12 protein-coding genes are annotated in these 11,843 nt (G+C 63.1%); 10 read left to right on the forward strand and 2 right to left on the reverse strand.

Annotation, left to right across the window (positions count from 1 at the left end; translation table 11 throughout):
- The first annotated feature begins 18 nt into the window (after positions 1–18).
- Together AC0QDI_RS16915 and AC0QDI_RS16920 are read left to right on the forward strand one after the other, a co-directional pair.
- Positions 19–1,014, forward strand: a complete 996-nt coding sequence (locus AC0QDI_RS16915) for a radical SAM protein (RefSeq protein WP_474670245.1) — start codon at positions 19–21, stop codon at positions 1,012–1,014.
- Between the two features lie 605 nt (positions 1,015–1,619).
- Complete coding sequence (locus AC0QDI_RS16920) at positions 1,620–2,378, forward strand: hypothetical protein (protein ID WP_474670247.1); 759 nt, start codon at positions 1,620–1,622, stop codon at positions 2,376–2,378.
- 33 nt (positions 2,379–2,411) lie between these two features.
- Here AC0QDI_RS16920 and AC0QDI_RS16925 read toward each other — a convergent pair whose 3' ends face one another.
- Positions 2,412–3,761: a helix-turn-helix transcriptional regulator gene (locus AC0QDI_RS16925; protein ID WP_474670249.1), complete on the reverse strand. Its 1,350-nt coding sequence runs from the start codon at positions 3,759–3,761 to the stop codon at positions 2,412–2,414.
- Between the two features lie 202 nt (positions 3,762–3,963).
- On the opposite strand from AC0QDI_RS16925, the gene AC0QDI_RS16930 reads away from it, so the two are divergent.
- Entirely contained in the window at positions 3,964–5,196 is a 1,233-nt protein-coding gene (locus AC0QDI_RS16930) for a DUF7096 domain-containing protein (protein ID WP_474670251.1), read from the forward strand.
- A gap of 79 nt (positions 5,197–5,275) precedes the next feature.
- Positions 5,276–5,782 carry a type IV pilin domain-containing protein gene (locus AC0QDI_RS16935; protein WP_474670580.1) on the forward strand — a complete coding sequence of 169 codons (507 nt, stop codon included), beginning with the start codon at positions 5,276–5,278 and terminating at the stop codon, positions 5,780–5,782.
- 26 nt (positions 5,783–5,808) lie between these two features.
- Here AC0QDI_RS16935 and AC0QDI_RS16940 read toward each other — a convergent pair whose 3' ends face one another.
- Positions 5,809–6,432 (reverse strand): methyltransferase domain-containing protein, encoded by a 624-nt coding sequence (locus tag AC0QDI_RS16940; RefSeq protein WP_474670253.1) that lies wholly within the window; start codon positions 6,430–6,432, stop codon positions 5,809–5,811.
- Between the two features lie 156 nt (positions 6,433–6,588).
- On the opposite strand from AC0QDI_RS16940, the gene ahaH reads away from it, so the two are divergent.
- From ahaH to AC0QDI_RS16970, 6 genes are all read left to right on the forward strand, one after another.
- Positions 6,589–6,921 carry an ATP synthase archaeal subunit H gene (gene ahaH, locus AC0QDI_RS16945; RefSeq protein ID WP_098725390.1) on the forward strand — a complete coding sequence of 111 codons (333 nt, stop codon included), beginning with the start codon at positions 6,589–6,591 and terminating at the stop codon, positions 6,919–6,921.
- Positions 6,908–9,187, forward strand: a complete 2,280-nt coding sequence (locus AC0QDI_RS16950) for a V-type ATP synthase subunit I (RefSeq protein WP_474670255.1) — start codon at positions 6,908–6,910, stop codon at positions 9,185–9,187. Before ahaH ends, AC0QDI_RS16950 begins: the two co-directional genes overlap by 14 nt.
- A 410-nt stretch (positions 9,188–9,597) precedes the next feature.
- On the forward strand, positions 9,598–9,861 hold the full coding sequence (locus AC0QDI_RS16955; protein WP_474670582.1) for a hypothetical protein: 264 nt from the start codon (positions 9,598–9,600) through the stop codon (positions 9,859–9,861).
- Positions 9,862–9,883: 22 nt separating this feature from the next.
- Entirely contained in the window at positions 9,884–10,465 is a 582-nt protein-coding gene (locus tag AC0QDI_RS16960) for a V-type ATP synthase subunit E (RefSeq protein WP_474670257.1), read from the forward strand.
- The gene (locus AC0QDI_RS16965; RefSeq protein WP_474670259.1) at positions 10,462–11,514 is read left to right on the forward strand and encodes a V-type ATP synthase subunit C; all 1,053 of its coding nucleotides are present in this window, start codon (positions 10,462–10,464) and stop codon (positions 11,512–11,514) included. The genes AC0QDI_RS16960 and AC0QDI_RS16965 overlap by 4 nt, the downstream gene beginning before the upstream one ends.
- Positions 11,511–11,843, forward strand: coding sequence for a V-type ATP synthase subunit F (locus AC0QDI_RS16970; RefSeq protein ID WP_226039534.1), 333 nt, complete (start codon positions 11,511–11,513; stop codon positions 11,841–11,843). The genes AC0QDI_RS16965 and AC0QDI_RS16970 overlap by 4 nt, the downstream gene beginning before the upstream one ends.

Consider the following 11,843-nt stretch of genomic DNA (forward strand, 5'->3'; position numbering starts at 1 on the left):
GCGGGTACGTACCCTCGAATGATCTCGAAGGGCTGTGAGCAGTGCGCGAAAGGTGGCAAGATGGTGCTGTTCGTCTACGGTTACTGCGACCAGCGCGACTGCTTTTACTGCCCGCTCGGCGAGAACCGGAAGAACGTCACCGACGTCTACGCCAACGAGCGACTCGTCGAGAGCGACGAGGACGTCCTCACCGAAGCCAACCGGATGGACGCGCTGGGCACGTCGATCACCGGCGGCGAGCCCCAGGAAGCCCTCGACCGGACCTGTCACTACCTCGAGCTACTCAAAGACGAGTTCGGCGAGGACCACCACACGCACCTCTACACCGGCATCACCGGCGGCCGCGAGAACATGCGCCGCCTCTCGGAGGCCGGTCTCGACGAGATTCGTTTCCACCCGCCCTACGAACAGTGGGGCGACCTCCACGGCACCGAGTGGGAGGAGATCCTCTATATCGCCCGCGAGGAGGGGCTGACGCCCGCCTTCGAAATTCCCGGCATCCGCGCCGAGGAGGAGTTCCTCGAGCTGATCGACGAGGGAGCCGCCGAGTTCTGCAACATCAACGAGTTCGAGATGAGCGACGGCAACTACCGACGGATGCAAGAGCAAGGGTTCGAACTCAAAGAGGATCACATGAGCGCCGTCGACGGCTCCCGCGAGGAGATCCTCGAGGCCATGGGCGACCACGAGAAGGTCTACTTCTGTACCTCCGTCTTCAAGGACGCGGCCCAGCACCGCCGCCGCCTCAAACGCATGGCCCGTAACGTCCGTCGCGAGTTCGACGACGTCACCGACGACGGGACGCTCGTCTACGGCAAGGCCTACACCGACCCCGAGCGCCTCGATGCGCTCGGCGTCCCCGAGGAGTTCTACACCGTTAAAACGAACCATGTCGAGGTCGCCTGGTGGCTCTTAGAGGAGATGATCGAGGAGGGAGACCTCGAGAAGGGCGAAATCGTGGAGCAGTATCCGACGTACGACGGGCAGGTCGTCGAGCGGACGCCGCTCGCGTAGGGACCGCGAACGGTGCGCGGTTCGGAACGCCCGAAGCGAGTGAGAACCGCGAATGTGAATAGCGAGGGACGCTCTGTGTCCCTCGGACCATGCGAGCGGGCCGTCGGCCCGCGAGCAGACGGGGAACGAAGTGACCCGTGAACGACCAGCGGGAGTGAGCGGCTTTTTGGTGGAGAGTTTTCGAGGAGGGTGAGTACGCGAACCCGACGAGAAAAAGGTCCGTGTGGCAGGTCGTCGAGCGGACGCCGCTCGCGTAGGTATCACAATCGAGGCGAGTTTTCGCGCGAGGGAGAGTCCCGCGGGACCGAGGTCCTCTTGCGAACCGATCGCGCGACAGGTCGGTCGACGACGGAGCGATGCGTCACGCGAACCGAGCCGTTCGTGAGCGGGGGTGCAGCGGGATTCTACTCGGCGCGTATTTTCGTCGAGAGCGGTCACGAGCGAACGGGCTTCCGACGTTTGTGCACAGCTTAAGGATCGTCCCGGTGCATGCAATGCGCTAAAATGGCCGTCTCAGACCAGATCTGGCTCATCTACCGTCGAATTAGTCGCTGTCGCTTATCGGGGTTGTAATAATGGCAACCGTGCGGCTATGACGGGGTACGATGCAATTCCGAACCGTCGCTGTTATCGCGGTCGCACTGCTCGTCGCGCTCTCCGGGTGTAGCGGCCTCGGGGGATCACAAGCGGATGAGCCGTCGAGTGACGATGAGACAGACTCGCTGAACGAGAACGAAACGGGATCGAACGGCTCCGACGACACCGCCGATTCGGACGAGTCCGGGGGAGACTCGAACGACGGCGACGACACCGCGAACGCGGAGTGGAGCCCGCCGCAGGAACCGAACCGACCGCTGGAAGACAAACGCGCGGATCGGATCGAATCGATGACGTTCGTCGATAAAGAGCCCGCAGCGAGCGGTGACGGCTACTCGAACTTCAACCTCGAGGTCGTCGCCAACACGAGCATGGAGAACGTCGATCCGCCGGAACACGGTGACGTAGAGGGCGAGCCGTACTTCTTCGTCAAGATCAACGAAGACGAACAGAAGATCATCGAACGCACCGGGGAGGTTCGCATGGAAGAAAACGGCACGTTCCACATCGACGTTCGCCCCGCTGGGATCGAAGAGTTCGGGGCCGGCCCGCTGACCGTCGAGGTCTACTTGATGGACGAGGACAAGGACTGGGACGACATCTACGCTTCCGTGGGTAAGAACATCGAGTACAATCCGGAGACGGAGACCGACGACTCAGCTACCGAGGACGAGACCAATGAGTCGGCTACCGACGACGGGTCCGATGATTCCACTACTGACAACGAGTCCAACGAGTCCGCGGATTCCGAGACCAGCGAAACGTAACCGCTGAACCGATACCACAGCGCTTCGAGACGCTCAGTTAGTCTCGGTCGGATCGACACCGGGCAGCGTGATGAGGTTCTCCCGGCCGATACGGAGCTTCTCGATATCGTCGTCGTCGTCCATTTTCGAGAGCAACTGCGACACCTTGGCGTTCGACCAGCCCGTCTCCGAGACGATGGTTGCCTGCTTCATCCGGCCGCCGTTTCGCTCGAGCAGGCGGAGAACGCGTTCCTCGTCGCTCAACAGTTCCGGATCGATGTCCTCGGTGACCGGCTCTTCGAACTGGAGGTGAGTGCCAGCACCCGCGCCCCCATCGTCGATGCCGGCCCTGTCGGGCGCTTCGGCCGTGGAACTGGCCGCACCGACCGCGGGTCCGGTACCGTCGGACCCGTCGCTCGACGAGGTCCGCTCGCTAGCGCTCCGGTCACCGATACCGATCGACTCGAGTGCCGGGAACCGCTCGGTCGGAATCGGCAGGTCGCTCAGCCCGTCACGCCGGAACAGGAGATACCCACCGATCCCAGCGGTGACGACGATTCCACCGATAACGAGAAGCCACCACCACGACAGATCCAGGGGACTCGCGTTCCCACCTCCGCCCGTCTGAACGAACACGATCTCGAGTTCGTCGCTCGTGAACTCGTAGGGACCGTCCCACGTGAGCTGCGTCGGGGTTTCGAGCGCGTAATTCGACTGCGTCTCGATGACGAGCCGTTGGCCCCCGTTTAACGACATCCACGTACCGCTGCCGGTCTGGAATGCGTCACCGAAATAGATCCGGTCGTCCTCGACGGTGGCGAAGTTCGTCCACGTAACCGAGTACGAGATGACGCCGATCCGGACGTCCTCGCCGTCGGCTCCGCCCGGCGAATCGACGATCCGCGGCTCGTCCCAGCCGGCGTCTTCGATCGACATGTCGCGGCCAGTCGTCCGCTCGGCGGTCTGTCGAGCCTCATCGAATCGGTCGTGGTCGAACGCGACGTCTTGCTGACCTGATTCGAAATTCGCGGCATAGTCGTCGAATAACGCTTCCTCTTCCGCGCTCGTTATGCGAAAGCGACTCTCGATCGTCCACCGGACATCACCATCGTGCTGAACGGAGAGCCGAATGATCTGTCTCGGGTCGGCCCGCTCAAGCGGCGGATTCGATTGCGCGGTAGCCACGGACGGGGACGCTGACTCGGCCGCGGCGGATCGAGGGGGAGCGACGAATTGGGAGGGCTGTGCGACACCTGACAGCGAGTGAGACCGATCGTCGACTGTCGCCGCCCGATCGTATTCGGACGGCGTCTCGGCTGCAGCCGGCGCGACGGCCACCGCCCCGAAAAGGGACATCGTGAGGAGGGCTGTGAGGGCGAGTGTGACGGCGGTGGATACCCGCATGCGTACCAACGGTGGTTTCCCGGGGGAAAAAACACTTTCCATCGGAAAATAAAACGTTACTAACGGCCGTGAAGGGTTTCCGGAGCGGAGAGCGGGTTTGCAGCGAGCGGTAAGAAGTCCATATACCCGTCGTTCGATCGGGACACTCGCAGTTACTGGGAGTGCGACCGGTTTTTATATCAGGAGAGCATAGAGTCGTCCGATGAACCGCGCGATTCCGCCACTCCTCGCAATACTTCTCGGTTTCTCGCTGCTCGTCGCCCCCATCGTCGCGGCCCCCGGAAACGACCCGTCGGCGACCGCCGATTCTTCCTTTCAGCAGCTTTCGACCGCAGATGGATCCGACTCCGATCTACAGGTGCTAGAGAACACGACGAACCGCCTCTCGCTCGAGAACGCGGCCAGAAGCGAGCACGCCAGACCCAGCTACGGTGTCGGGACGATGCTCGCAAGTATGGACGACGAGATCCGAGCCGATCACGCGCAGTACGCCAGCGTCGATCGAGGGTTCGACGATGCGACTACCGAGGAAAAACGCGTGATGCTCCGGAACGCGTTCGACCGGATCAAAGAGCGATCCGACGCGCTCGAATCACGCGAACGCCAAGCCGTGAGAGCGCACGCGAACGGGAGCTTGTCGAGTTCGCTGTTACTGGAGACGCTGCTTCGAAACTACGAGGAAGCGGCAGTCCTCTCCGAGTCACTCGACGAACTCGATGAGCGGGCGAGTAGAGTCTCGAACAGTTCGCTGCCGATCGAGGACGAACAGGGGAGACTCGAGATGCATCGGACCGAGGCCCGGTCGCGGTTGATGGCGGCGACGCGCGGACAGGAACTGACCGACAGCGAGACCATCGTCACCGTCGAAACCTCCGAGAACGGCTACGTTATCTCGATGCTCGACGATAACTACGTTCGCGAGGCCGTCCGATTCGACAACCGAAACGTCTCAGAACCGTCCCAGTTTAGCGGTCTCACCGACGCGTACCAGTATACACTCGAAATGTATCCGTGGGCGAACGAGACGAGGTCGTCACCGTCGTTCAACATGCACACGACGGTACAGCTGTACAAGCTCGATATCAGCCACGATCACGGCCACCTCCAGACGTACCTCGACGGCGGAACCAGTGACATTCACCGGGAGGTTCAGCACCTCGATCAGGATTCGTTACCGGTAGCGTCGCAACAACCCGTAACAAAGGAGGGACTGGATCTGACGGTCAACAAAACGGTGGGTAACGGGCCGAGCGAACTCATCGTCTCGGATTCGAAGACCGGTGAGTTGCGATCGGCGACGATCAGTGTCGATGGGGCAGAAGTGGGTGAAACGGGCGCCGACGGGACGATGTGGTTCGTACCGCCCGGAGGCGGATACGAGTTGACTGTGGAGACGACGACCGGGAAGCGTATCAGCACGAGTATCAGCGGATAGATCGATAGCAGTCGCCGGCGGCTCCCCTCGAGGGGTCGAACGACTCTTTATATCGGATCGGGCGGCCACGAGACGTGTGATAACTGGCCCGCCGACCACGGGATCCGCGTCCGCGAGCGACCCCGAATCGAACCGGGGTATCAGTCCGGTCGTCGGCGTCCTCGCGTTAGTCGTCCTCACCGTCTGTCTCGCGGCCGTCGTCGCGGCCGGCGTCGGCGCGTGGTCGCTCGAGTCGGCCGGGCCGACCGCGAGCTTCGAACTGGCGGCCGACGGAAACGACTCGTCGATCACGATCGAGCACGTAGCCGGCGATGCGATCGACGTCGAGGCGCTATCGGTGACGATCGCAGTCGACGGCGCGGAACTGGACGCACAACCGCCGATTCCGTTCGTTGGCGCGAAGGGATTCGACGGCGCGCCCGACGGCCCGTTCAACGCGAAAAGCGATTCGACGTGGACGGCGGGGGAGCGGGCCGGCGTGTCGATCGCCAACAACGGACCGACGCTCGCGACCGGCGATTCGGTCACCGTCACGCTCACCGTCGACGGCCGACGGGTGGCTACCCTCGAGACGACGGCAGCCTGACGAGGAGGAACGGCAGCGACCCTCGATCACTCCGGAGCGCGGCCGATCGTCGTGATGGCGACGTCGGGATCGTACGACGGCCCCATAAACGCGTGTTTCACGTCCTCGAAGCCGGCGGTTTTGAACATGCGATCGGCCTCGTACTCGTCGTAGAATAGCATGATCGAGTCGGCCAGTAGCTGACTGACGACGTTGTCGGGATAGTTCGGTCCGACGACGAGCACCTGTCCGCCGGGTTTGAGGACGCGACGGAACTCCCGCAGGGCGAGGATCGGATTCGGCCAGTACTCGATCGAGCCGGAGGACCAGACGACGTCGAACGTATCGGTCCCGAACGGCAGCCGCTCGGCGTCGCCGCGGTGGAAGTGAACGGGCGGCGCGCGGGTGCCGAACTTCTCGTACGCCTGGGCGAGCTGGTGTTCGCTCTGATCGAGCGCATAAACCTCGTCGACGTGCTCGAGCAGGCCCTCGGTCGCGAAGCCGGTGCCACAGCCGACGTCGAGGACGGTCATGTCGTCCTCGAAATCGAGCAGCGACAGGGCCTCGCTGCGCATCTCAGCGTTCCAGATGAAGGGGTTCACCCGATCGTAGACCCGCGAGAGGTACTTGTAGAACAGTCGGGCGCGGGCTTTGTTCTCGAGAAGTCCCATTTGTGACGAGTTTCGGTCCGATCGCCATATGTCTGCTGTTCCCGGCGCTCCGAACGCGGTGTAAGCAGATATTACCCCCCGTCAGGACCGGTTCGCGCCGAGGCAGATTCGCAACTACCATATACGCGCTCTGGCAAACAACCGACTGCTTAGAGTATGCCGAGGCCACAGGTTCTCGAACGAATTAAGTCGGCGGAAGCGGAGGCCGACGAGATCGTCGCACAGGCAGAAAACGACCGCGACGAGCGAATAGCCGAGGCCCGGGAACGAGCCGAGGAGATTCGCACGGAAGCGGAACAGGAGGCCCAGGAGCTGACGGAGCGCCGCCTGGAGGACGCTCGCGAGGAGATCGACGCGGAGTGCGAGCGGGTCCTCGAAGAAGGCGAACGCGAGCGCGAGGCGCTGGCCGAGCGCGCCCGGGATCGGGTCGACGAAGTGACCGACCACGTCGTCGAACTGTTCCAGGAGGACGTCCATGCTCAGACCTGAGCGGATGAGCAAGGTCTCAGTGACCGGATCCAGGGGCGTCATGCCCGCGGTCATCGAGACGATTCACGAGTTGAATCTCGTCCACCTCTCGGACTACGACGGCTCCTGGGAGGGGTTCGACAACGGCGACCCCATGGCGGGTGCCGAGGGGTCCTCCGAGAAGCTGGTGACCGTCCGCGCCCTCGAGAGCACCCTGGAGCTGTCGGCCGACGAGGCCGAACCGGGAACGCTCGAGGCGGGCTGGGAACAGCGACTCGAGGAGGTTCGGACGCGAGTCAACGAACTCGACGATCGCCGCGGGGAGATCACAGAAGAGCTCCGACAGATCAACGAGAAGATCGACCGCGTCGCTCCGTTCGCGGAGCTCGGTATCGATCTCGACCTGCTGTCGGGGTACGAGACGGTCGACGTCCTCGTCGGTGAGGGCCCTCTCGACGAGGTCGAGGCGGCCCTCGGCGCGTCCGAGGACATTCGGGCGTTCGAGACGTTCACCGGTGGCGATATCGTGGCCGTCGTGGCCGCACCCACCGAGGACGCCGACGAAGACCCGATCGACGACGCGCTGGTCGGCGTCGACTTCACCCGCTACGAGGTGCCCGACACCGAGCGGAGTCCGGACGACTACGTCGACGAACTCGAGACGCGAAAGCGCGAACTCGAGTCACAGGTCGACGAGATCGACGCGGAGTTCGACGAGATCAAAGCCGAGGAAGCCGCCTTCCTCCTGCGCGTCGAGGAGGAACTGACCGTCGAGGTCCAGCAATCGGAAGCGCCGCTGCAGTTCGCGACGACCGAACACGCGTTCGTCGCGGAGGGCTGGATCCCGACGGACGAGTACGATCGACTCGTCGCCACGCTGAACGACGCGGTCGGCGACAGTCTCGAGATCGAAGAGCTCGTGCGGGCCGACTACAACGACGAAGGGTATCCGACGCACGCGGAAGAAGTCGACCACGGCGGACCCGGCGGCTCGGACGAGACGACAGAAGAGGAGGAACGAGAGACCGCAACCCGAGAGGTGGCCGCCGACGGTGGCACGACGGCGACCGGTAGCGCCGGCGTCGTGACGATGGTGGACGAACCGCCCGTCGTGCAGGACAACACCGGTGCGGCGAAGCCGTTCGAGTTCCTGCTCAGGATGATCGATCGGCCGAAGTACAGCGAACTCGATCCGACGATATTCCTGCTGTTGACGTTCCCGGCGTTCTTCGGGTTCATGATCGGCGACCTCGGCTACGGGATCCTGTACACGACGATCGGATTCTTGCTGTACAGTCGCTTCGACAGCGACGTGATTCGGAGCCTCGGCGCGATCGGGATGTGGGCCGGCGGCTTCACGATGCTGTTCGGTATCCTGTACGGCGAGATCTTCGGTATGCACGTTCTGGGAGCCGTCCTCTTCGGCGGCGAGCCGCCGATGCACAAGGGACTCCAGCCGGTGTTCTCGAAGTACAGCCAGACGTGGCTCATGCTGAGCGTCCTGCTCGGCCTGCTCCACCTCACCGTCGGCTACATCCTCGGCTTCATCAACGACATGAGCCACGGTGTCGCCGAATCCTACTTCGAACACGGTTCGTGGGCGCTGCTCATGCTCGGCTTCTGGACCTGGATCTTCAGCCGTCACGGCGTCGGATCGGCGCCTGAGTTCGACGGCCCGAAGCCGTCGTTCCTCTACACCTCGCTCGGGAACGGATCCGAGGCGGCGTACGAACTCGGCTTCACGGGCCTCCCAGCCGAGGTCGGTCTCTACGTCGGCGTCCCGGTCGCGGTGATCGGGTTGGTGACGATGATCTACGGCGAGGTCCGACACTACGGCCCACTGGGGATCATCATCGGCGGGCTCGAGAGTTTCAGCGTCCTCGGTGACGTGCTCTCGTACCTGCGGATCGCGGCAGTCATCCTCGCGAAGGCGGGCATGGCGTTCGTCGTTAACATGCTGTTCTTCGGCGTCTACGTCACCGGCGAAGGTGACCACGCTGAGTGGCACTTTGCCACCGGTCATATGCCGGAGGTCGGCGCAACGTCACACGGCCACGAAGTGACGGAGATCATGTTCGGCGGGCTGCTCCACGGCGGGATCGGCACGGCCATCATCGGCGTGTTCATCCTCGTCCTCGGCCACATCGTCGTTCTCCTGCTCGGCGTTACGAGCGCCGGCCTGCAGGGGATCCGTCTCGAGTACGTCGAATTCTTCAACAAGTTCTACGAGGGCGGCGGCCGAGAGTTCAGTCCCTTCGGCCACGAACGGACGTCCGACGACGACTGAGACGACCGCTCACCTCTCGCCTCTCCGTTTTCTCTGCTGTTATCGGTCGACGAAGCGAGTCCGCTCGAGTGCTAGCTCGCGGCAGTTCCGGCCCCGATTGGATCCGAAACCGTCCCCGGATCGAGAGACGGGGAGTGGCTGGGGGACGCCGACGCGGCGAAATCGACCGTCGACGGCTCGGCAACGGACGCGACTCACGATCGGACTCGGTCGAGAGACGAGTGAACCAGCGACATAGTCGATCGGAAATCGGAAAATGTAATATCCTCCGTGAAGGGAGCTCAGCCGCTACACGACGGGATTCGGCAATATGGTTTGGGAAGTTTTATGAAGACGGTGGGGAGTAGTAGAACCTGTCCGGTTTCACAACCACAAGAGAACACGTAATCATGATCGAACCTCTACCTGACATCGCGATCGCCATGAACAGTCTCGCAGAGAACGTCGTCCTTCAAGAGGGTGCCGCGAGCGGCGGCCCATCGATCGAGCAGGGTGCCGCAGCTGCACTCGGTATCGGTCTCGCAGCGATCGGCGCGGGCTATGCGGAGCGCGGTATCGGCGCCGCAGTCGTCGGCGCGCTCGCCGAAGACTCCATCTCGCCAGGTATCGGGATTCTCCTGACGGTCCTGCCCGAGACGCTCGTGATCTTCGCGCTGGTCGCGCTCTTCGTCTAAGCGTCTATCGAACTTTCTTACTATGAGTCTGGATACAGTCGTTGAGGACATTCGAGAAGAGGCTCACGCGCGTGCGGAGGATATCCGGTCAGAGGGCGAAACGCGCGCCGAAGAGATCGAAACGACCGCCCAAGCGGACGCGGACGAAATCGTCGCCGACGCCGAAGCCGACGTCGAACGCGAGATCGAGCAGTTGCGCGAACAGCGACTCTCCAGCGCGAAGCTGGAGGCGAAACAGAAGCGCCTGGAGGCACGCCGTGACGTCCTCGGCGAGGTCCGTGACGCGGTCGAATCGGAACTCGCCGCACTCGAGGGGGATACCCGCGAGGAACTCACCCGCGACCTGCTCGAGGCTGCGAGCGCCGAGTTCGACGAGGGCGACGACGTCAACGTCTACGGCCGCAGCGAGGACGCCGAACTGATCGAGTCGATCATCGACGACTACGACGGCTACGAGTACGCCGGCGAGTACGAGTGTCTCGGCGGCGTCGTCGTCGAAAGCGACCAGTCCCGCGTCCGAATCAACAACACGTTCGATTCGGTACTCGAGGACGTGTGGGAAGACAACCTCCAGGAGATCAGCAACCGACTCTTCGAACAATGAGCGCAGGCGCCTCGAATCCGGAATACGTGAACGCTCGCGTTCGGTCGCGCCGAGCCACGCTGTTCGCGGACGAAGACTACCGCAAGCTGATCCGGATGGGGCCGAGCGAGATCGCGCGGTTCATGGAGGAGACGGAGTACGAACGCGAAATCAACGAGCTCGGAACGCGGTTTTCGGGCGTCGACTTGATCGAGTACGCGCTGAACCGCAACCTCGCAAAGCACTTCGACGATCTCCTCGAGTGGTCGAACGGACGACTCTACGACCTCATCGCCCGGTACCTCCGGAAGTTCGACGTCTGGAACATCAAGGTGATTATTCGCGGGATCTACACCGACAGCGATCCCGAGGAGATCCGGACGGATCTCATCCGCGCCGGCGAGCTCGACGAACGGACGATCGAACGGCTGCTCGAGGTCGACGACATCGAGGACGCGATCGAGCTCCTCGACGGATCGATATTCGGCGAGCCGCTGGCGGACGCCAGCGAAGCGTTCGAGGAGACCGGTGCGCTCATTCCGCTCGAAAACGCGCTGGACCGAGCGTTCTACGAGAACCTTCTCGCGGACCTCGGCCGGCCCTACGAGGGGCCGGAAGCGAACTACGTCGAGTTTCTCGAGGCAGAAATCGACTTCCGAAACGCTCGGAACGCGCTACGCCTCGCGCGCAGCGGGGCCGACCTCGATCCGGCGAGCTACTACATCGAAGGCGGCGTCCTGTTCAGCGAGTCGGAACTGAGCCGACTCGTCGGCGACTACGACGCGCTCGTCGACCACATCGCCGAAAACGGCCGCTACGGCGACCGGCTCTCCGACGCGCTCTCGCGGCTGCGAGAAGCTGACAGCCTTATCCAGTTCGAGCACGCACTAGACGCTGCGTTGCTCGAGTACGCGGACACGCTCTCGAGCATCTATCCGACCTCCGTGTCGGCCGTGCTGTCGTACATCCTCGCGAAGGAGCGCGAGGTCGAAAACATTCGCGCGATCGCACGGGGTCGCGAGGTCGGCCTTTCGGAGGACGAAATCGAAGAAGAGCTGGTGATCCTATGAGCCAGGAAATCGCAGTCGTCGGCAGTCCGGAGTTCACGACCGGCTTCCGCCTCGCAGGCGTCCGCCGATTCGAGAACGTCCCGGACGACGAGAAGGACGAACGGTTAGACGACGCGGCGACGACCGCCCTCGAGGACGAGGGCGTCGGTATCGTCGTCATGCACGACGAGGATCTCGACCACCTGTCTCGAAACGTTCGACAGGAGGTCGAAACGAGCGTCGAGCCGGTCGTCGTCACCATCGGCAGTGGCACGGGTGGCGGCGGACTGCGCGACCAGATCAAACGCGCGATCGGGATCGACCTGATGGACGAGGACGAAGACAGCTAA

Source organism: Natrinema sp. LJW11 (assembly GCF_056135975.1).

Coding starts and splice junctions, on each gene's coding strand:
- AC0QDI_RS16965 (WP_474670259.1), top strand. CDS start 10,462: ATGAGCGCAGGCGCCTCGAATCCGGAATACGTGAACGCTCGCGTTCGG.
- AC0QDI_RS16940 (WP_474670253.1), bottom strand. CDS start 6,432: ATGGGACTTCTCGAGAACAAAGCCCGCGCCCGACTGTTCTACAAGTAC.
- AC0QDI_RS16970 (WP_226039534.1), top strand. CDS start 11,511: ATGAGCCAGGAAATCGCAGTCGTCGGCAGTCCGGAGTTCACGACCGGC.
- ahaH (WP_098725390.1), top strand. CDS start 6,589: ATGCCGAGGCCACAGGTTCTCGAACGAATTAAGTCGGCGGAAGCGGAG.
- AC0QDI_RS16915 (WP_474670245.1), top strand. CDS start 19: ATGATCTCGAAGGGCTGTGAGCAGTGCGCGAAAGGTGGCAAGATGGTG.
- AC0QDI_RS16950 (WP_474670255.1), top strand. CDS start 6,908: ATGCTCAGACCTGAGCGGATGAGCAAGGTCTCAGTGACCGGATCCAGG.
- AC0QDI_RS16925 (WP_474670249.1), bottom strand. CDS start 3,761: ATGCGGGTATCCACCGCCGTCACACTCGCCCTCACAGCCCTCCTCACG.
- AC0QDI_RS16920 (WP_474670247.1), top strand. CDS start 1,620: ATGCAATTCCGAACCGTCGCTGTTATCGCGGTCGCACTGCTCGTCGCG.
- AC0QDI_RS16960 (WP_474670257.1), top strand. CDS start 9,884: ATGAGTCTGGATACAGTCGTTGAGGACATTCGAGAAGAGGCTCACGCG.
- AC0QDI_RS16930 (WP_474670251.1), top strand. CDS start 3,964: ATGAACCGCGCGATTCCGCCACTCCTCGCAATACTTCTCGGTTTCTCG.